Source organism: Nocardia callitridis (assembly GCF_039543305.1).
GTDB lineage: Bacteria > Actinomycetota > Actinomycetes > Mycobacteriales > Mycobacteriaceae > Nocardia > Nocardia callitridis.
This window is the reverse complement of sequence record NZ_BAABJM010000001.1, coordinates 2,022,023-2,041,235: the sequence shown is the minus strand read 5'-3', so window position 1 is coordinate 2,041,235 and position 19,213 is coordinate 2,022,023. Positions and strand designations below refer to the sequence as shown.

General features: G+C 67.1%; 17 protein-coding genes and 1 pseudogene. 5 read left to right on the top strand and 13 right to left on the bottom strand.

All coding sequences use genetic code 11. The features are described from left to right. Positions 1-298: 298 nt before the first annotated feature. The 3 genes and pseudogenes from ABEA50_RS08815 to ABEA50_RS08805 all read right to left on the bottom strand — a co-directional run bounded on the left by ABEA50_RS08815 (position 299) and on the right by ABEA50_RS08805 (position 4,157). A complete protein-coding gene (locus tag ABEA50_RS08815) occupies positions 299-1,165 on the bottom strand; it encodes a sugar phosphate isomerase/epimerase family protein (protein WP_345494732.1) in 867 nt (288 codons plus the stop codon). Between the two features lie 86 nt (positions 1,166-1,251). Further along, a pseudogene (locus tag ABEA50_RS08810) lies at positions 1,252-1,506 on the bottom strand (hypothetical protein); the annotation flags it as partial. Between the two features lie 1,622 nt (positions 1,507-3,128). Beyond that, a complete protein-coding gene (locus ABEA50_RS08805; protein ID WP_345494579.1) occupies positions 3,129-4,157 on the bottom strand; it encodes a Ppx/GppA family phosphatase in 1,029 nt (342 codons plus the stop codon). Between the two features lie 109 nt (positions 4,158-4,266). Between ABEA50_RS08805 and ABEA50_RS08800 the strand changes: the two genes are divergently transcribed. Continuing rightward, positions 4,267-5,103 carry a hypothetical protein gene (locus ABEA50_RS08800; RefSeq protein ID WP_345494731.1) on the top strand — a complete coding sequence of 279 codons (837 nt, stop codon included), beginning with the start codon at positions 4,267-4,269 and terminating at the stop codon, positions 5,101-5,103. A 92-nt stretch (positions 5,104-5,195) separates the two neighbouring features. Continuing rightward, positions 5,196-5,528, top strand: a complete 333-nt coding sequence (locus ABEA50_RS08795) for a hypothetical protein (RefSeq protein ID WP_345494578.1) — start codon at positions 5,196-5,198, stop codon at positions 5,526-5,528. A gap of 107 nt (positions 5,529-5,635) precedes the next feature. Here ABEA50_RS08795 and ABEA50_RS08790 read toward each other — a convergent pair whose 3' ends face one another. From ABEA50_RS08790 to ABEA50_RS08755, 8 genes are all read right to left on the bottom strand, one after another. Further along, positions 5,636-6,325 (bottom strand): response regulator transcription factor, encoded by a 690-nt coding sequence (locus ABEA50_RS08790; protein WP_345494577.1) that lies wholly within the window; start codon positions 6,323-6,325, stop codon positions 5,636-5,638. Next, positions 6,322-7,557: a sensor histidine kinase gene (locus tag ABEA50_RS08785; RefSeq protein ID WP_345494576.1), complete on the bottom strand. Its 1,236-nt coding sequence runs from the start codon at positions 7,555-7,557 to the stop codon at positions 6,322-6,324. Before ABEA50_RS08785 ends, ABEA50_RS08790 begins: the two co-directional genes overlap by 4 nt. Before the next feature lie 260 nt (positions 7,558-7,817). Continuing rightward, on the bottom strand, positions 7,818-9,863 hold the full coding sequence (locus ABEA50_RS08780) for a CocE/NonD family hydrolase (protein ID WP_345494575.1): 2,046 nt from the start codon (positions 9,861-9,863) through the stop codon (positions 7,818-7,820). Positions 9,864-10,053: 190 nt separating this feature from the next. Further along, positions 10,054-10,791: a phosphoglyceromutase gene (locus tag ABEA50_RS08775; RefSeq protein WP_345494574.1), complete on the bottom strand. Its 738-nt coding sequence runs from the start codon at positions 10,789-10,791 to the stop codon at positions 10,054-10,056. A 58-nt stretch (positions 10,792-10,849) separates the two neighbouring features. Next, entirely contained in the window at positions 10,850-11,755 is a 906-nt protein-coding gene (locus ABEA50_RS08770; RefSeq protein ID WP_345494573.1) for an ROK family protein, read from the bottom strand. A gap of 64 nt (positions 11,756-11,819) precedes the next feature. Then, the gene (locus ABEA50_RS08765; RefSeq protein WP_425577551.1) at positions 11,820-12,323 is read right to left on the bottom strand and encodes a type III secretion system chaperone family protein; all 504 of its coding nucleotides are present in this window, start codon (positions 12,321-12,323) and stop codon (positions 11,820-11,822) included. Then, the gene (gene mshA / locus ABEA50_RS08760; RefSeq protein WP_425577550.1) at positions 12,320-13,768 is read right to left on the bottom strand and encodes a D-inositol-3-phosphate glycosyltransferase; all 1,449 of its coding nucleotides are present in this window, start codon (positions 13,766-13,768) and stop codon (positions 12,320-12,322) included. Before mshA ends, ABEA50_RS08765 begins: the two co-directional genes overlap by 4 nt. Before the next feature lie 68 nt (positions 13,769-13,836). Next, positions 13,837-14,658: an alpha/beta fold hydrolase gene (locus tag ABEA50_RS08755; RefSeq protein ID WP_345494572.1), complete on the bottom strand. Its 822-nt coding sequence runs from the start codon at positions 14,656-14,658 to the stop codon at positions 13,837-13,839. Between the two features lie 95 nt (positions 14,659-14,753). On the opposite strand from ABEA50_RS08755, the gene ABEA50_RS08750 reads away from it, so the two are divergent. Next, positions 14,754-15,488: an SDR family NAD(P)-dependent oxidoreductase gene (locus ABEA50_RS08750; RefSeq protein WP_345494570.1), complete on the top strand. Its 735-nt coding sequence runs from the start codon at positions 14,754-14,756 to the stop codon at positions 15,486-15,488. A gap of 307 nt (positions 15,489-15,795) precedes the next feature. Continuing rightward, a complete protein-coding gene (gene mscL, locus ABEA50_RS08745) occupies positions 15,796-16,290 on the top strand; it encodes a large conductance mechanosensitive channel protein MscL (RefSeq protein WP_345494569.1) in 495 nt (164 codons plus the stop codon). Here mscL and ABEA50_RS08740 read toward each other — a convergent pair. Together ABEA50_RS08740 and ABEA50_RS08735 are read right to left on the bottom strand one after the other, a co-directional pair. Next, positions 16,287-17,510: a L,D-transpeptidase gene (locus ABEA50_RS08740; protein ID WP_345494729.1), complete on the bottom strand. Its 1,224-nt coding sequence runs from the start codon at positions 17,508-17,510 to the stop codon at positions 16,287-16,289. The two genes, mscL and ABEA50_RS08740, sit on opposite strands and share 4 nt — an antisense overlap. An 84-nt stretch (positions 17,511-17,594) precedes the next feature. Then, the gene (locus ABEA50_RS08735) at positions 17,595-18,674 is read right to left on the bottom strand and encodes a UDP-N-acetylmuramate dehydrogenase (RefSeq protein WP_425577577.1); all 1,080 of its coding nucleotides are present in this window, start codon (positions 18,672-18,674) and stop codon (positions 17,595-17,597) included. 39 nt (positions 18,675-18,713) lie between these two features. Between ABEA50_RS08735 and ABEA50_RS08730 the strand changes: the two genes are divergently transcribed. Continuing rightward, entirely contained in the window at positions 18,714-19,199 is a 486-nt protein-coding gene (locus ABEA50_RS08730) for a DUF2505 domain-containing protein (RefSeq protein ID WP_345494568.1), read from the top strand. Positions 19,200-19,213 lie beyond the last annotated feature (14 nt).

Sequence of the window (19,213 nt, the reverse complement as noted above, 5' to 3'; positions counted from 1 at the left end):
GAGACCGGCACGGCAAGTTCGCGGCCGTCTCGCTGTTGAGTGCCCGTTTCGTAGGCGACGAAGGAGCAAGAAACGGGTACTCAACAGCGAGACTCAGGGCCGCGAACCACGCGGCGCCAGCCGCCAAAAAACACAGCGAGGAAGCACTCGCCCCCGCGTACCACCCCGCACTTCTCACCCCCGCACTCTCGAGCACACACCAAGATCGCCCAACAACCACACCGCGCGAAACCACCAAACCGCAAAGCCCGCGAACAATGCGACAACCAACCGCACGAGTACTCAGACGCACCCGAGATCAGACGTGATCAGCCCGAGGCGGTGTCGGTGTCGGCCGCACGCCCCCACCGAGATGCTCACGCGCGAACGCCAGGGTGCGCGCGAGCATCGCCGCACGCTCCTGGGTGGTACGCGCGTTCTGCGTATTGATCTCGGCCACCGCCTGCCCCGCGAACCCCTTGCGCGCCAAGGTCGCACACACCTCCGCGCAGGGTTGCGTGCCTTCGCCCGGCACCAGGTGTTCGTCATGCGCGGCCCCGCGCCCATCGGCCAGGTGTAGATGCACCAGATTGCCGCCCATGCGCGCGGCCAAGGCCAGTGCGTCGGTTCCCGCCGTCGCGGTGTGCGACAGGTCGAGGGTGTAGTGGCGGAACCCGGTGTCGGTGGGGTCGTAGGACGGGCTGAACGCGGTGAGACCCGGCCCAGGCCCGCCGCGGCGTTGCAGGCGCTGTACCGACTTCTCGCCGCGCCCGAACAGGGTGTCGGCGCGCATCGGGAACATGTTCTCCACGGCGACGGCGACGGCGCTGTTGTCTTCCAATTCGCGGACCTGCTCGGCGAATCCCATGGCGTAGCGGCGCTGCCAGCGGAACGGGGGATGCACGACGACGGTGCTCGCGCCGAATGTTTCGGCGGCGCGCACGCTGCGCGTGAGCTTGGCGACGGGGTCGGCGCCCCACACGCGCTGCGAGATGAGCAGACACGGTGCGTGCACGGCGAGCACGGGAACGTCGTAGGTGCGACTGAGCGTCTGCACGGCGCTGATGCTCTGGCTGGCCGCTTCGGCCCACACCATCAATTCGACACCGTCGTAACCGAGTTCGGCCGCGTAGCGGAACGCCGCCTCGGCGTTCTGCGGATACACCGACGCCGTGGACAGTCCGATCGGGATCGATGGTCGCGCCGACGACGCGGGTTGTCGCGTCGAGTCCGGTGCGGCGTGCGAGGGCGTGTCGGACACGGTCACCGCATTCAGTTCGTACTGAGTAGGAAGGCCAGCGGGCCCAGGGTCACGAAACTGCCGACGACGACGGCGATCACGGTGCTGAGGATGTCGTCGGTCTTGCGCAGGATTCGCACCATCGCGACCAACCCGAGGATCACGATCATCGCCAGTGCGAGCGCCACCCACGGCAGCATCTCCCACATCCGTTCGAATCCCTTGAACAGCAGCATTCCCGCGACGGCGGCGCCGAGGCTTTGCCCGCCGAGGATCATCCACTGCCGACGGTTGATCTCGTCGAGCGATTTCCGCTCACCCGAGCCACTGCCGCCGCCCAGCCCGGCCTTGCCCAGCGAGACCTTCCCGAAGGAAGACGTGGCCAGCGCTGGCAATGCGGCGAACTTCGTGGTGAGCGCGCGCAGCTTGTTCGGCTCGTCGTCCTCGAACTCGTCGAGGTCGTCCAAGTCGTCGAGGTCGTCGAGGTCGAGGTCCTCCTCGTCGAGGTCATCGTCCAGTTCGGCCGGCGAGATGGGCGCGTACACATCGGTTTTGCCGTCGTACATCGCGGGGGCGCCGGCCCTGCCGCCGCGCTTGCCCGCACCATTACGTCCAGCACGTTCGGCGTCGTCGCGCAGGAGATCACCGGCGACGGTCGCGCCGGCGACGAGTTGTTGATCTTGGCTGGCCAACGACCATCCGGCGCTCGGCCCACCCTCGGGCCCGGCGGATGGGCCGTTGCGCGGCGGCACCGAGGATTGGCGGCGGCGCTGCGACCATGCGGGCAGCGCCCCTTCGCCGTTGGGTCGCGGTCGCGGACGCTGCGGTCCCTGCTGTTCGGGGAAATCGCCTTGGTCGCCGCCGAAGCCCGGCTCTTGGCCGTTGGGCGCGAACCCGTTGCCGCCGAAACCGTTGAGCCCGAAACCATGGGGTCCGGCACCGTTCGGCCCGGCACCATTCGGCCCGGCACCGTTGCGACCGACACCGTTCGGTCCGAAACCATGGGGTCCGAATCCGTTCGAGCGCGCGCTGTCGGACTCGAAGTCGTTCGCGGGGAAACCACCGCCGGACGGCGACCACGGCGCGGTCGACGGTCCCGCCTCCTGCGGCTCGTCGGCCTCCAGTTCGCGGCGGCGCGCGGCTCTGCCACCACGCATCCCGTTGCGTTCGGGCAGCGGCGGTTTGGCTTCGATCGGTTCGCGCGAGATCCACGCGTTGGAGCCGTCACTGCCGAACCCGTTGGCATCCGAAGGCCCGAATTCCGGCATCGGCCGAACTTCGGTGGACTCCTGCTGGTCGATGTCCTGCTCGTCGCGCCTGCGCCTGCGCCCGGTGGGCAGGGGCTGCGGGTCCCCGGGTGCGTACGAGTCCTGCGACGGCCCGTACGAATCCGACGCGCCACGCACCGACAACAGGTCATCGGGAGCGCCGTGTCGCGAACCGGGACGCGCGGAGCCCTCGGGCGCGTAGGGCGCCAGCGGGTCATACATCGAAATCGGGCCCGACATCGGCGAATACGACGTCGCGTCCTGCGCAGCGGAGTAAGGGTCCGGCACGGCGGCGGGCGGTTCGTAAGACGGTGTCGAATACGACGTGGGCGCGTACCGCGCAGGCTGCTCGTCGTAGGACGGCTGCTCGTAGGCGGGCGCCTCATACGACGGCACTTCATAGGACGGCGTCTCGTACGACGGCGTTTCATACGACGGCGTTTCGTAGGCGGGCTCGTCGGCGGCGTCAGGCCGCGCGTGCGAAGACTGCCCGCTGCCGAGAGCGGGTAGGTCGCCGGTCAATTCGGCGACGGAGATTCCGCGCCCACCACGGCGACGGCGGCCGCCACCACCGGAGGCCGCCGCACCCTGGCCGTTGCGGGCCAGCAGTTCGGCGACCGAAAGTTGTTTGGAGTCATCGCTCATTGCGACACCGTTCCGATCGGTCCGGATAGTGCGGTACCACCGCCCGGCCCCGGCGATTGCTCGTCGGCGCCCGGCAAGCGTGTCGCTCGGGGTCCATTGTTCATGTCGGTATCCAGTTTGCGCAGAATCAGTCCTTCGCGCAGTGCCCATGGACAAATCTCGAGGGAATCCAGCGAAAGTGCCCGCATACTCGCCTCCGCGACCAATGCGCCGGCCACCAGTTGCTGTGACCGATCAGAACTCACGCCTTCCAGTTCCGCGCGGTCGGATGCCGTCATCCGCGAGATGAAGGCGATCAGCTGACGCAGACCCGAACTGGTGAGTGTACGTCGCACGCGCGGGCCGGCGGCCGACGGCGCGGCACCGGTGAGCCTGGCCAGCGAACGGAAGGTCTTCGAAGTGCCAACGGCGAGATCGGGTTTGCCCGCGTCGAGCAACTGCTTGGACGGTGTCACCAGTTCGGCTTCGAGCCAGTCACGCAACACCGCGATCCTGCGCTTGCCCGGCGGGTCCTCGTGCATCCAGTCCCTGGTCAATCGACCGGCGCCCAATTGCAGGGAGACGGCGACATCGGGTTCCTCGTCGCCACCGTTGCTCGCCTCGAGCGAGCCGCCGCCGATATCGATATTGAGGATGCGTCCCGCGCTCCAGCCGTACCAGCGACGCACGGCGAGGAACGTCAGCCTGGCCTCGTCGACACCGGAGAGCACCTGCAGGCCGACGCCGGTCTCCCTACGGACACGCGCGAGCACTTCCTCGGAATTGGCCGCCTCGCGCAACGCCGAGGTGGCGAACGGCATCAACTCGACGCACTGGGAAGTCTCGGCGATGCTGGCGAATTCGGCGACCGTCGAGATGAGCCGCTTGGCGCCCGCTTCGGTGATCCTGCCTGCGTCGTCGATGTTTTCCGACAGCCGCAGCGTGGCTTTCGTCGAGCTCATCGGCAGCGGGTGGCCACCTCTGTGCGCGTCCACCACGAGCAGGTGAACGGTATTGCTTCCGACATCGAGTACCCCAAGGCGCACATGAACACGGTACTGGTGATCCGACGCGGCGGCCCCGGCGACCGAGCTGTTAGCGTCTCGAGGTGTGACGGTAGGCGCATCAACGAGCGGCCGACGACCAGCGGGAAAGATCGTTCCGGCGGCAGAAGTCGACATGGATTTTCCACGCGAATGGATCGAGTTCCTCGATCCGGCTAACGACGAGCATGTGATCGCCGCCGATTTGACCTGGCTGCTTTCCCATTGGACGTGCGTTTTCGGCACACCGGCATGTCAGGGGATCCTCGGCGATCGACCCGACGACGGTTGTTGCTCGCACGGCGCGTTCCTCTCCGATGACGACGACAAGAAACGCCTGGGACGAGCTGTGAAAATGCTCACACCTCAGGACTGGCAACTGTACGACGAGGCGACCAACGCCGACGGCAAGGTCACCAAACGCGGGTATCTGGAGACCGACGAGTTGGAGGACGAGCCCGCGCTGCGCACCCGGCGCTTCGAGGGCGCGTGCATCTTCTTGAACCGTCCCGGCTTCGCGGGCGGTCCCGGCTGCGCCCTGCACAGCATGGCATTGAAGCGCGGCATCGAGCCGTTGGAGGTGAAGCCGGACGTGTGCTGGCAGTTGCCGATTCGACGGACCCAGGAATGGGTGGATCGGCCCGACGGCGTGCAGATCTTGCGCACCACGATCACCGAATACGACCGACGTGGCTGGGGTCCCGGCGGCGAGGACCTGGATTGGTACTGCTCCGGATCGCCCGACGCGCATGTCGGCGAGCGCCAGGTCTGGCAGTCCTACGGCCCCGAACTCACCGAACTGCTCGGCGTCCCCGCCTACGAGGAGTTGGCGCGGCATTGTCGTCGACGTGCGGGGCTAGGTTTGGTCGCGATCCATCCGGCGACCGTGCATGCCGATCGGCTGCGCGAACCCGAAAGCCGACCCGAAACATCCGACAACGGACACTGAACGTTCCCGCCGCAGAGATTCGCTCATCGTGGGCCACCCGGTTCACCTACCGGCCACGCGAGCTTCACCCGATTCGGGTTGGATATCGAATCATGTCCAAGAAAGCTCTCACCATTGCCGTCGCCGCGGTCGGCGTCGCGCTCTCGTTCCCCGGAATCGCCGGCGCGGCACCGAACGGCGATCCGGCGGCATACGCCGAATTCACCGCGGATTTCGTGCCGGCCAACACCCAGGAAGCCCTCAATGCGACCGCCAACGGTAAGGCGCTGATCCTCAGCCCCTACGGCACCTCGCACACCATCGCATGCCGTGGCACCGGTGTCGCGGACTTCTACGAGTGCATGCAGGAAGACGACCTCGGGTGGATCACCCTGAACAAGGTCGACGTGCCGGGAATCGGCCCCACCTGGACCTACTTCCCGTAAGTCAGCCCCGCTCGCACGGTCGCGAGCAATACGGCGAGAGTTACCCCTGACCTACGAAACCGCTTGTCGCGGTGCGTGCGTCAGGGGTAACGCCGTTTCGGGAGCGCTCACGCCTCCAGCTTGTATCCCAACCCGCGCACGGTCACCAGGTGCTCCGGCTTGGCCGGGTCGCCCTCGATCTTCGAGCGCAGCCGCTTGACGTGCACGTCGAGGGTCTTGGTGTCGCCAACGTAGTCCGCACCCCACACCCGGTCGATCAGCTGGCCTCGGGTCAGCACGCGACCGGAGTTGCGCAGCAGGTACTCCAGCAGGTCGAATTCCTTGAGCGGCAGCGTGACCGGCTTGCCGTTGACGAGCACGGTGTGCCGGTCGACGTCCATTCGCACCGGTCCTGCTTCGAGCACGCCGTTCTCGTTACCCACGTCGAGTTCGTCGCCCGCGCCGCGGCGCAATACCGCGCGAATCCTGGCGATGAGTTCGCGTGCCGAGTACGGCTTGGTCACGTAGTCGTCGGCGCCGAGTTCGAGGCCGACCACCTTGTCGATCTCACTGTCGCGCGCGGTCACCATGATTACCGGGACCCCGCTGCGGGTGCGCAATTGTTTGCACACATCGGTTCCACTCATGCCGGGCAGCATCAGGTCGAGCAGCACGATGTCGGCGCCCGCCCGATCGAACTCGGCAAGCGCGGACGGCCCGTCACCGACCACGGTGACCTCGAAGCCCTCCTTGCGCAGGAGGAACGCGAGCGGGTCGGCCAGCGACTCCTCGTCCTCGACGATCAACACACTCGTCATCTGCGTGCCTCCACACCATTCGGTCGGCCCGGCCCTGAGGGTCGCGGGCTTGTTTCCTTCACACTCACCACTCGACCGGCGGAATCCTCTTCTCCGTCGGCCTCGTGGTGGGCAGGTATTCGCAGGGTGAACGTCGACCCGGTCCCCAGCTTGCTCCACAGGGTGATCTCACCGTTGTGATTGGCGGCCACGTGTTTGACGATAGCCAGGCCGAGGCCGGTGCCGCCGGTGGCGCGCGAGCGTGCCTTGTCGGAACGGAAGAACCGTTCGAACACCCGCTCCTGGTCTTCCTTGGCGATGCCGATGCCTCGGTCGGTGACAGCCATCGCGACGCAGTCGCCGCGCAGCGATCGACTGACCGAGACGTGCGAGCCGCTCGGTGAGTAGGCGATGGCGTTCTCCACCAGGTTCGACAATGCGGTGACCAGGAGAGTCTCGTCGCCGAGCACCTCTAGCCCGCTGGGGCGGTCGGTGCTGACGGTGATGCCGGCTGCCTCCGCGGCGGTGCGGGAGCGGTCGACGGCGGCGGCCACCAGAGTGTCCACGTCGACCACTTCCAGTTCGGGGAGCTTTTCGGCGCCCTGTAGACGCGACAACGCGATGAGTTCGGTGACCATCTTGCCCAGCCGTCGCGATTCGCCGAGCACGCGCTGCCCGAAGTGGCGCACCGCCTCCGGGTCGTCGGCGGACTCGAGCATGGCCTCGGCGAGCAGGCTCATCGCGCCGACCGGGGTCTTGAGTTCATGGCTGACGTTCGCCACGAAGTCGCGGCGGGTGGCCTCCATGCGGGCCTGTTCGGAGTCGTCGTCGGCGAACAGGACGGTGAAGTTGGTGTCTTCCCGCGAGAGATGTCGCGCCACTCCGCGCACCGCGATGCGACCGCGTCCAGGCACCGGGTTTTTCGCGGTGAGGTCGAATTCGGCGGATTCGCCGGTGGCGAGCACCTTCTCCACCGCGGCCCACGCGCGTTCCTCGAGTAGTCGGTTGCGCACGAGGCCGAGTTCTTCGGCGCGCGGGTTGACGAGCACCACGTCGCGGTATTCGTCGACCACCGCGATCCCGCTCTCGGAGGCGAGCACGATCAGGTCGAGCACCTGCGACATGGTGAGTCCGGAGTCGGCTTGTCGGCGCGCCGCCTGTCTGGCGTTCACGTAGGGAATGAGCAGCCCACCGACTCCGAGACCGACAACGGCGGCAAGGACTGCCAGCAGTACGGCCTGTGGAACGCTCACAGATGAATCGTACGGTCGCCAACCGCTTAGCCAACTCCGGGTTGGTGAAGTTTCGTGCAGGTCATGACCACTTACTGCGGTGTTAGCCGAATGTTTACGCCCTGTTCGGGTTTGGGTTTCGGCGCGGTCGCATCGACCGCCCAGCCGTGTGTCGACATCGGCGTGTCGCAGTAAACGGCCTTCCCCCACACAGCGACGCGGGCACGTGTCGGCGGTGCGCCGAACACGTGCCCGCGAGATCCGCTGTGGGACCCGACCGATTACCAGCCGGGGTTGCCCTTGATCGGCACGTTCACGAAGCTCGGCTGCTCCGGGTCCAGTTGCAGGTGTTGCGGTTGCAGACCGGTGTCGATCAGCATCGGCAGGATCGGCAGACCCTTGGGGAAGTTACCCGCGTACACATCGACCCGCAGCCGGTGCCCCGGTTGCAGCACCGCCTCGGTGGCGGGCAACCCGATGTCCAGCGTGGTCGCCTCGCCCGGAGTCGTCGGCCGGTGGTGATCGAGCGAGGAGAACGGCCGGGGGTCGGTGTAGTCGCCGTTGGCGGACTTGCTGCTGTTGTCCTCGTCGACATCGCGTAGCGAGGCCATCAGTTGCCCGGAGGACAATACCGAGGACTGCCCGTCGGGCGCGACGTCGTTCACCGTTGTCACCCAATAACCGTCGGCCGCGTCCTGAACCGTATTGAGCCGCACCGCTATTCGCCCGGACACCGTGGTCGGCTCGGCCACCGGCTCGCTGGTGAAGGTGAGTCCGTTGGTCTCCTGGATGCGCGAGTCGGCGCCACACGCGACGAACACCGCCAGCAAACCCATCGTGGCCTGCGAGGAGTCGTTGGAACACACGCCGGTCAAGCCGGGGCCGACGGTGAGTCGGTCGGTGTCGCCGGTGGCGTCGGCGGTCAACGCACCGTCGTAGGCACTGGTGGCGGTCCCGGTGTGGTTGGCGGACAGGTACATCCTGCGGTACTCGGGATCGTCGCTGCCGGTGCCCTCTTCGGGTTCGGCGAACGAATCGGTACTGATCCAGCCGCCGCCCTGCTGACGCAGCGTGACCGGACCGTAGTTGTCGATGCCGTTGTCGATGTCCTTGAGCCACCGGTCGAACCAGGCGTGCTGCAACACATCCAGGCGCGGCGGCAGGCCGGGCTTGCCGTATTCGTTGCCGGAGGTGAGGTGGTAGGTGTTGCCCATGAACAGCTGCTTCTGTCCCGGCGCAACGTCGATCGCGTTGTAGATCTTCGATTCGGAGTAGGTGAACAGGTCGTGCCAGCCGCCGGAAACGAAGGTGGGGATCTGAATCCGGCTCGGGTCACCCAGCCAGGCCTGGCGCGGACCGGAATTCTGGTTGAGCAACTCCTTCGCCCGCGGGTCGAGATCGTCCAAACGTGTTGTCGTATACGCGTTGACCAGCACATCCATGAAGGTAAGCGGGTCTTTCGCACGATCGGCGAGCCACTTCATATCGAAGGTTCCGTTGAACGCCGACGCGACATCCGGCACCAGTTTCATGCCATTGACCAGGCTCAACCACAGCGGAATGAAGTTGAACCCGAACCCACCGCCTGGGGCGAGCACGTCGTTGATCAGGTCGCTACCCGGGACGACGGGAAAGATCGCCTGCAACCCCTCCGGTCGCTTCGCCGCGACCTGGACCTGGTTGATGCCCGAGTAGGACAGGCCGTTCATGCCGATCCGCCCGTTGGACCACGGCTGCTGCCTGGTCCAGTCGATCACCTCGACGGTGTCCTGTTGTTCGCGATCACGCAGCATGTCCCAGGTGCCCTGGGAGAAACCGGTACCGCGCACGTCGACGACGACCTGGGTGTATCCGCTCTTGATGAACTGGCGGTCGACGGTGAAGTTGCGCAGTTCGCCACCGGCGACGGCCTTGGTGAGATCCGTGACGCCCGACAGCGGGGTGCCGCTCATGTCGATCCCGCGCACGAATTCCAGTAGCGCGTCGGACAGGCCGGGAATGGACTGCGCGTGGTCCATCAGGTTGGACACCAGTTTGGAGTACGGCGTCAGGTTGACGATCGTCGGAGTCGGTGCGTCGATCGGACGGCCGGACGGGTCGGCGGGGCGATAGACGTTGCCCTTCAACACCGTTCCGTCGCTCATCGTGATGGGCACGTCCCACTGGATGTTGATGTTCGGGTACTGCTGCGGGCCGTCCTCTGCCGCAAGCCAATTCGCCCCCGCCGCACCACCGTCCGGGCCGGGAGCGGGCGGAGCCGCATTCGCGCCCGCGGCCAGGAAGGGGCCGAACAGTGTGACGGCGACCGCCGCCACTGTGACTCGCATCGCGTTCTTCATCGGACGTGATCCGCCTCTCAGACTGGTCGAACGCTCAGCAGTGTATACCTACCATTCGGTAACAACAGCGCGAGCCGGCGGAATGCGGTTGCGGCGCAACATCGGTCAGCGGTGCGGGAAACGACGAAGGGACCGAACACCGTGCCGGTGTCCGATCCCTCTGCCGAGCGGGTGGGTGCTACTTACCGCCCTGGTCAGCGACCGCGGCGGCACCGGCGGCGGCAGCCTCGGGATCCAGGTATTCGCGCGGACGCACCGGACGAAGATCGTCATCGAGTTCGTAGCGCAGCGGGATACCGGTGGGAATGTTCAACCCGGCGATCTCGTCGTCGGAGATCTGATCGAGGTGCTTGACCAAGGCGCGCAACGAATTACCGTGCGCGGCCACCAGCACCGTCTTGCCCGCCCGCAGGTCGGCCGAAATCGTGGACTCCCAGTACGGCACCATCCGGTTCACCACATCGAGCAGGCACTCGGTCTTGGGCACCTCGATGCCCGCGTAACGCGGGTCGCCGTCCTGGCTGTACTCGTTGGCCGGATCGATCGGCGGCGGGGGTGTGTCGTAGCTGCGACGCCACAGCATGAACTGCTCGTCGCCGTACTCGTCGCGGATCTGCGCCTTGTTCTTGCCTTGCAACTCGCCGTAATGACGTTCGTTGAGCCGCCAATCCCGCACCACGGGAATCCAGTGCCGATCAGCGGCGTCCAACGCGAAATTCGCGGTGCTGATCGCGCGACGCAGCAGCGAGGTGTAGACGATGTCGGGCAGGATGGCGTGCTCGGCCAACAACTCGCCCGCGCGCTTGCCCTCGGCGACACCCTTGTCGGTCAGGTGTACATCCACCCAACCGGTGAACAGGTTCAGGGCATTCCATTCGCTCTCGCCGTGGCGCAGCAGCACGAGGGTGTTGGTCATTCGGTCATTCTGGCACGACCACCGAAGCGGCTCGCAACCCTCGCCGCGGCGCGCGGGCTCACACCAGGTCCTCGGATCGAGCCAGCGCCGCGGCACCGACCAGGGTCGCACCGTGCGTGACGCGCGAAGGCAACACCCGCAGCTCACGCAGGTACTGCAGGCCCGCGTGCTCGCGCACCGCCGCGCGCAGCGGATCCCAGAGCAGCGCACCGGATTCCGCGAACCCGCCGCCGATCACCACCGTATCGATGTCCAGCAATGCCGAGGCCGACGCGATCGCCTGCCCCAGCGCGGTACCGGAGCGGTGCAGCGCGGCAACCGCGATCTCGTCACCCTCGTTCGCGGCCGCGGCCAACTGGACGCCGGTATCGCCGGTCCACCCCTGCGAGCGGGCCCACCGCACCGACGACATGCCGCTGGCCACCGCCTCCACGCACCCCACGCCACCGCACGCGCACGGCACATCCCAGCCGGGGACCACGATGTGCCCGATGTGCCCGGCATTACCCGTCCTGCCGACGACCACCCGGCCATCTTCGATGATGCCGCCACCGATCCCGGAGGACACCGTCATCGCCAGCGCGTTCGCGACCCCACGCAACGCGCCGACGTGGAATTCGGCCAGTGCCAGGCACGCGCCGTCGATCGCCAATCGCACCGTGGCCGTGGGGAACAGCGCCGCCACGGCCTCGACGACGGCGAAGCCGGATTTCCACTCCGGGATGTTCAACGGGTTGATGACCCCGATACGCACATCCACCGGCCCCGCGGAGCCGATACCGACCGCGGTGACCGCCGAGACGTCACCGGCCGCGGCCGCCACCTCGCGCAGCAGACCCGCGCACGCCTCCCACACCCCACTCGGCGGCACATCGACCCTGCGCACGTCGTGTACCTCGACACCGTCGCGCACCACACCCGCCGCGAACTTCGTCGCACCGATATCCAGAGCGAGAACTGTCATCGCGCCGCCTCCGCCGTCTCGAACCACCAAGCGATTGTCACCGAGCCAGGACGGTAGCCGAGGGTCAGGGTTTGTCGGCCGAATCCACCAAATGTTCGAAGGCGCGCAGGTTTTTCAGTGACTCGCCGCGCGAGACCCGCCACTTCCATTCCTTGCGAATGGATTCCGCGAAGCCGAGCTCGAGCAGCACATTGAAATCGGCGTCGACGGCTTCGAGGATCTGGCCGAACACTCGATCGAGTTCGTCGGCGGTCACCGCGTGCGCGGCGACCCTGCCGACCAGATAGATGTCACCCACATTGTCCAGGGTGTAGGCGACACCATAGAGCCTGCGGTTGCGCCGAAGCAGGAACTTGTACACGCCCTCGAAGTTCTCGTCCGGCTTACGGCAGACGAACGATTCGCTGCGCACACCATGGGTGCCGACCGTGAGCATCACGGTGGTCTTCAGTTTGCGTTCGCCGGGCAGGATGACCACGAAGGTCTCCTCCGACGGGTGGGTGTATTCGATCTCCCGCTCGCGCAGCGTCTCGTCGATCAACGCGGTCGTCCGCTCTATCGCACTCACCGACGCACTCCCATCCGGCGCCGTCGCAGCGCCCGCGGTCTGGTCTGGCCCGATTCGGGGCCGGTCGCCAGGCTAGTGCGTTCCTCGGCGGCCCAGTCGTCCTCGCGCGGCAACACGACGCCGCCTCGGGAGACTCGTTCGGTGTCCACCAACGGGCCGATGCCGAGCTGACCTCGGATGGCGCGAAAATCCATGCGGGCGGCCGTGTAGCTGTCGAGCAGTCCGTCGGCGGTGTGTTCCCAGGAGAACTCGGCCGCGTGCTCGACGGCGCGGGCACCCATCCGTCGCAACGACTCGGGGTTGTCGACCAGGTGGCCGAGCGCGTCGGCCCATTCATCGATCCGGTGCCCCGAGACGAGCAGCCCGGTCTCGTTGTGCCGCACCGCGGTACCGAGTCCGCCGACCTTCGCCGCGAGCACCGGTGTTCCGCTGGCCTGCGCCTCGATCGCGACAAGCCCGAAGGACTCGTTGTAGCTGGGCACAGCGACCAGATCCGCAGCCCGGTAGACGTGCGCCAAGCGGTCCGGCGGTTGCGGCGGCAGGAACGTGACCCGGTCGGCGATGCCGAGTTCGGCGGCGAGGTCGATCAACGCGTCCGGCCGTTGCAGCCCGGTCCCCGAGGGTCCGCCGACGACAAGCACCCGCACCTTGCGCGTCGGGTCGCGGCGCACCACCTCGGCGGCGGCCCGCACCAGCACGTCGGGCGCCTTCAACGGTTGAATGCGGCCGATGAACGCGACGATCCGTTCGTCGGTGGCCAACCCGAGTTCCGCGCGCGCGGCCGCCTTGTCGCCGGGCCGATACCTGGCCAGGTCGGCGCCGGGCGGGACGACATCGATGCGATCGGGTTGCGCGCCGTAGAGCTCGATCAGCTGTCGCGCTTCCTCGGCGGTGTTGGCGACCAGTCGATCGGCCTCCGCGATCACCTGCTTCTCGCCGATCTCCCTGGTCGCTGGTTCCGGTGAGTCGCCTTCGGCGAGCGCGGCGTTCTTCACCACGGCCAGCGTGTGCGCGGTGTGCACCAACGGCACGCGCCACCGGTCCCGCGTCAACCACCCGACCTGCCCGGATAGCCAATAGTGCGAGTGCACCAGGTCGTAGTAGCCCGGCCGGTGTCTGGCCTCCTGGCGCATGACCTCCGCGGCGAACGGGCACAGCTGGGTGGGCAGATCGTGCTTGTCCAGTCCCTCGAACGGCCCCGCCATCACATTGCGGACGAGGACACCGGGACCGGCTTCCTGCACCGGAGGCACGTTCGATGACGTGGCCCTGGTGAAGATCTCCACCTCGATGCCGCGCCGCGCCAGTTGCAAAGCGGTTTGCAGCACGTAGACGTTCATTCCGCCCGCGTCGCCGGTGCCCGGTTGAGCCAGTGGTGAGGTGTGGACCGACAGTACGGCGATACGGTTCGGCCGTAGCCCATGGCGTTCACTCACACTATCCATAGTGCACGGTGGGTCCTACGCCCCGGCATCGTCACCGGGGCAAGTGAGAGCTATCACAAGCGCGACCGTCACAGGTTGTCGATGAACCCGGAAACCTCGGCGACGAACCGGGCACGGTCTTCGATGAACAACCCGTGTTGGGCGCCTTCCCAGATCGAGGCGGTGGCCTTCGGCGCCGTCTCCGCGACGTAGCGACCGTTGGCGACCGGTACCACCGGATCGTCGGCACCATGCAGCACAAGGACCGGAATATCCAGTGCGCGAAGCGTTTCGGTGTTGTCGACGGTGCGGTAGAACAGCCCTTTACGCACCGAGGGCGGGGTGGCGAGGCTGGCGCCGAACAACCGCTGCGCCGCCGGCCCCTTGTCGGCACCCGGCCCGGTATTGGCGTTGCCGAACGCGGCGAAGGCGCGCACCGCGCGGCCGGCGCTTTCCTCGAAGACGCCGGGTATCGCCGCGGCCATGGCGGAGCCGACCTCGGCGCCGGGAACGTCGCGGCCGATATTGGCCATCGAACCGCTGTAGATCACCCCGGCCAGCGCGCCGGCACCGTGCTCGGCGAGGTAATCGCTCAGCACGAGGCCGCCGTAGGACCAGCCGAGCAATACCGCGTCGGCGGTGATCTTTTCCGCCGCGAGCACGGCGGCGACATCACCCGCCCAGTTCTTCGGATCGTCGTAGCCGGTCGCGGGCTTGCCCGAGTAGCCGTGCCCACGCAGGTCGACGGCGATCACCCGGAAACGCTCGGCGAGATCGTCGGCGGCATCACCCCAACACCGCAGGTCCGCCGACCAACCGTGCAACAAGACCAGCGCACGCGCCTCGGGCGGGCCGCTCACCCGGTACACGATCTCGGTTCCATCCACACTGACCACGTCGCGTATTGCCATGCCGCCGAGGTTAACGCGCGTTTCGCCGCGCGCGCCCACCCTCGGGCACACGGGGGGATCCGAGCAGCGGGCCGTGCCCACTTAAGATCGAGCACATGAGCACTCGTACCGCCGTCGTCACCGGGGCCAGTTCCGGCATCGGGGAGGCCACCGCCCGCGAACTCGCCGCACAGGGCTTCCACGTCTACGTCGGTGCCCGTCGCGTCGACCGACTGCGCCGGCTCGCCGACGAAATCGGTGGCACCGCACTGGAACTCGACGTGACCTCGGAGGATTCCGTGCGCGCCGCCGTCGACGCGATCGAGCGCGTCGATGTGCTGGTCAACAACGCGGGCGGCGCCAAGGGCATGGCCACGGTCGCCGAGTCCGACCTCGACGACTGGCGTTGGATGTGGGAAACCAACGTGCTCGGCACGTTGCGCGTCACCAAGGCCCTGCTGCCCAAGCTGATCGATTCCGGCGACGGCATCATCGTCACCGTCACCTCGGTGGCCGCGCTCACGGCCTACGACAACGGTTCCGGGTATACCACCGCCAAGCACGCCCAGGGTGTGCTGCATCGCACCCTGCGTGGCGAACTGCTCGGCAAGCCGGTCCGGCTCACCGAGATCGCGCCGGGCGCGGTGGAGACGGAGTTCTCGCTCGTTCGCTTCGATGGCGACCAGGAGCGTGCGGACAAGGTCTACGAGGGCATCGACCCGCTGGTCGCCGCGGATATCGCCGAGATCATCGGTTTCGTCACGTCGCGGCCCTCGCATGTGAACCTCGACCAGATCATCGTCAAACCCCGCGACCAGGCCGACGCGGGAAGGTTCGCCCGCCGCGCCTGAGGTATTTCATAGCGAGACAGCATATCTCCGCGGTTTTCGGCTACCGGCAGCGTGCCGGCGACAGCACCGCAACCATCCGGTGGAACTCGGCCATACCTTCGGGCCGCCCGAACGCCGACTCCCCTCGCAGCGAGGTCAGCGCGGTGAATTCCGCACTCCCGTGCCCGTTTCGTCCGTGCCGGACGAGCAGGAACCGGTACTCGAACGCGAGACTCCGTGGCCGCGAACCCGCGGCGCCAGCCGTCGAAAACACCGTTAGCATCGGGGCGGTCGAAAGCAAGCGAGCGGAGATTGGAGTCGATCGGCCATGATCAAGGGGTTCAAAGAGTTCCTGATGCGCGGGAACGTGCTAGACCTCGCGGTCGCGGTGGTCATGGGCACCGCGTTCACCACCGTCGTCACGGCGGTGACCAAGGGCATCATCAACCCGCTGCTCGCGGTGTTCGGCAGTACCAACGAGCTCGGCCTCGGCGTGCAGCTGATCGGCAGCAAACCCGCGACCTTCATCGGGATCGGCCCGATCATCACCTCGGTGATCAACTTCTTTCTGGTCGCGGCCGTACTCTATTTCGTGCTGATGCTGCCGATGAAGACACTCAAGAACCGGTTCGGCACCTCCAAAACGGCCGAACCCACCGAGACCGAGCTGCTGATCGAGATCCGCGACCTGCTCGCGGGGCGCCACGACAAGGTCGCCGCACAGTTGGCCACCGACCTGGCGATCGAACGCGAAGACGCCGAACAGAATTCGGGCAACGACCAGACCACGAGCAGCGTCAGGACCGCGACCGACCGGGCCTAACCGCCCGCGGGCTTCGGCGGCACCGGCGTCGCGGTCACCACGGGCGAGGGCTCCCCCTGCAACGCGGACATGCTCTTCCAGGTGTCCCAGTCGATGGTCCAGTCGTAGAGGTCACCGTCGGCGGCCGACAACGCGATCGAGGTGCCGGTCACCTCGACCGGGTCGCCGTAGAGCGCGGTCGGGAAGAACTGCTGCGCGTCACCTGGCGAGAGGTTGATGCACCCGTTGGTGACATTCGACGAGCCCTGCGCCGACAGCGATTCCGGGTTCGCGTGGATGAACTCGCCGTTGTTGGAGATGCGCACCGCCCAGCGTTCGCGCACGTTCTCGTAGAACGGCGGGTTCGACATCATGAAGTCTTCGTATTTCTCGGTGACCACGTGCACGCCCGACCTGGTGACATTGCGCGGCTCATTGCCTTCGCCGTAGCTGACGCCGAAATCGAACACGTCCTGACCGTCGCGCACCACCTGCATGCGGTGGCTCGGCGCGTCGGCCCGCACGATCTGGCTGCGCCCGATCCGGAAATCCGTGGTCAGGTCGGAGTCGCCGTAGTTGCCGCCGCCGAGGTCGACGCCGTAGAGCTTGGCCGACAGGTGCACGGCGGTGCCGGGTACCCAGTAGTCCTTGGGCCGCCAGTGCAGCCGAGAGCCGCCGTTGTCGTCGGGGAACCAGGCCCACGCACCTTCGGTGTTCGGCTCGGTGGTGACGGTGAGCGCCTTCTCCACCGCCTCCTTGTTCTGCACCGGCGCGGTGAATTGCAGGATGATCGGCGCCGCGATGCCGACTTCCTGACCGTCGCCGATGTTCAGCGTCGCGGGAACGGTCTTGTCCGGCGCGAGGGTGCTGAGCTTGCCCTCGATCGGGACCGGCTTCTGATCGGTACCCACCGCGGTGCCCGACCAGGTGTAGGTGGCGTCGTAGCCGAGCGGCTCGGTCGCGCGGAAGCTGTGCCGGTCCTGACTCAGTTCACCCTTGACCTGCTTGCCGTCGGCATTGCTCAGCGCGACCTGGGTGATGATTCCATCGGCCACGCTCACCGCGACGGGCGCGGCGGGGTTGACATCGTCGGCACCGTCGCCGGGCTCGAAGCTCACCTTGGCGATCGGGTCGGGCTCGGCCGCGGGCCCACCGGCCCCGTCGCCGGTGCAGGCGGCCAGCAACGCGACCATGGCGAAAACTATGGCCGAGAGGGGGAGCAGGACGGCCGGCCTGCGCATCCGTTGGCGGTGATTCACCAGATCGAATTTACGCGTCGGGTCCGACCGTTTACCGCAGCCGAGGCCGTGGTGTCCGCTGTCGCGCTACAGCCGGACCCCCACGGTCACCGGCTCCGGCTCCAGGCGAATCTCGAATCGTTCGGCCACTCCGTCGCGCACCGTGCGTGCCAACGACACCAGGTCCGCACAACTGGCCGCACCTCGATTGGTCAGGGCCAACGTATGTTTCGTCGACAACCTGGCCACCGCGTCCGCACCGGGGAACCCCTTGCCGAAACCGGCGCGTTCGATCAACCAACCCGCGGAGAATTTCACCCCGCCGGTCGCAGGATAGGTCGGCACCGTGACATCGCCCACATGCGCCGTGATCGCCGCGCGCACCCGCTCCACCGCGGCGTCCGCCACGACGGGATTGGTGAAGAACGAGCCCGCGCTCCACGTGTCGTGATCGATGGGATCGAGCACCATGCCCTTGCCAGCGCGCACCCGCAGCACGGTGCGACGAACATCGGCCGACGGTCGCGACTGCCCCTCGGCGGCATCCAGCACCTTGGCCACCTCGCCGTAGCGCAGCGGCGCACTCGAACCGTCCGCGCGCAACGCGTACTCGACCGCGAGCACCACCGCGTCGTCGCGATGCTTCAACACACTGGTGCGGTACCCGAATCCGAGCTCGTGCGGGTCGACCCAGCGAATCTCGCCGCTGGCCCGGTCCAGCAATCGCACCCGTTCGATCAGTTCGGCGACCTCGACACCGTAGGCGCCGACGTTCTGCACCGGGGTCGCTCCCGCGGATCCCGGAATGCCGGACAGGCACTCGAGCCCACCGAATCCCGCCTCGACCGTCGCGGCCACCACCGTGTCCCACACCGCACCGGCCTCGGCGATCACGGAATTCTCGGTCAGGCGGATGCCGTCGCCGCGGATCGTCACCACGACGCCGTCGAAGCCGTCATCGCTGATCAACAGGTTGGAACCGCCCGCGAGTAGGAGCACGGGAACGCCGGCGGCATCGAGTGCCCGCACGGTGGCCACCAACGCGTCGGTCGTCGCGCACTCGGCGACGGTCGCTGGCCCGCCGACCCGGAACGTGGTCAGCTCCGCGAGCGGGACCGAAGCCCGAATTCGCGCGCCCGTGTCTGCCAGGAGTTCCGTCGGCTCCACCCGTGAACTTCGCACGGTCAGACGGTAGCGTGTCCGATCATGGCTACACCGCTGGCGTACACGGCCCGCTACTCATCTTCTGTCGCCGCCGTACGCGCGGCCTTCGCGAACGACCAGTACTGGAAGGACCGGCTGGACGAGGTCGGCGGCCCGAACGCACGATTGGACGCGATCACCGTCGAGGGTGATCAGGTTCGCGTCGAGATCGTGCAGGCCATCGCCGCCGAGCACCTACCGAGCGCCATCACCTCGGTCCGCCCCGGTGATCTGGTGATTCCTCGGGTCGAGACCTGGAACGGCGAAGCAGCCAGCTTCGAGGCGCGCGTCGAAGGCGCACCCGCCGAGCTGCGCGGCACCATCACCCTGCGCGCCGACGGCGCGGGTTCGATCGCGGAAACCGCGGGATCGGTCGAGGTCAAGGTTCCGCTGTTCGGCGGCAAGATCGAATCCGCGATCGTCGAGCACCTCACCGAGTTGCTCCAGCGCGAGGAAGAGTTCACCAACACCTGGCTCGCCGAGCACTGAGCGAGGCCAGCGAT

Bases quoted from the DNA above. Each gene is read 5' to 3' on its own strand.
- ABEA50_RS08795 (WP_345494578.1), top strand. From the start codon at position 5,196: ATGTCCAAGAAAGCTCTCACCATTGCCGTCGCCGCGGTCGGCGTCGCG.
- ABEA50_RS08790 (WP_345494577.1), bottom strand. From the start codon at position 6,325: ATGACGAGTGTGTTGATCGTCGAGGACGAGGAGTCGCTGGCCGACCCG.
- ABEA50_RS08780 (WP_345494575.1), bottom strand. From the start codon at position 9,863: ATGCGAGTCACAGTGGCGGCGGTCGCCGTCACACTGTTCGGCCCCTTC.
- ABEA50_RS08775 (WP_345494574.1), bottom strand. From the start codon at position 10,791: ATGACCAACACCCTCGTGCTGCTGCGCCACGGCGAGAGCGAATGGAAT.
- ABEA50_RS08770 (WP_345494573.1), bottom strand. From the start codon at position 11,755: ATGACAGTTCTCGCTCTGGATATCGGTGCGACGAAGTTCGCGGCGGGT.
- mshA (WP_425577550.1), bottom strand. From the start codon at position 13,768: ATGGATAGTGTGAGTGAACGCCATGGGCTACGGCCGAACCGTATCGCC.
- ABEA50_RS08755 (WP_345494572.1), bottom strand. From the start codon at position 14,658: ATGGCAATACGCGACGTGGTCAGTGTGGATGGAACCGAGATCGTGTAC.
- ABEA50_RS08750 (WP_345494570.1), top strand. From the start codon at position 14,754: ATGAGCACTCGTACCGCCGTCGTCACCGGGGCCAGTTCCGGCATCGGG.
- mscL (WP_345494569.1), top strand. From the start codon at position 15,796: ATGATCAAGGGGTTCAAAGAGTTCCTGATGCGCGGGAACGTGCTAGAC.
- ABEA50_RS08740 (WP_345494729.1), bottom strand. From the start codon at position 17,510: ATGCGCAGGCCGGCCGTCCTGCTCCCCCTCTCGGCCATAGTTTTCGCC.
- ABEA50_RS08730 (WP_345494568.1), top strand. From the start codon at position 18,714: ATGGCTACACCGCTGGCGTACACGGCCCGCTACTCATCTTCTGTCGCC.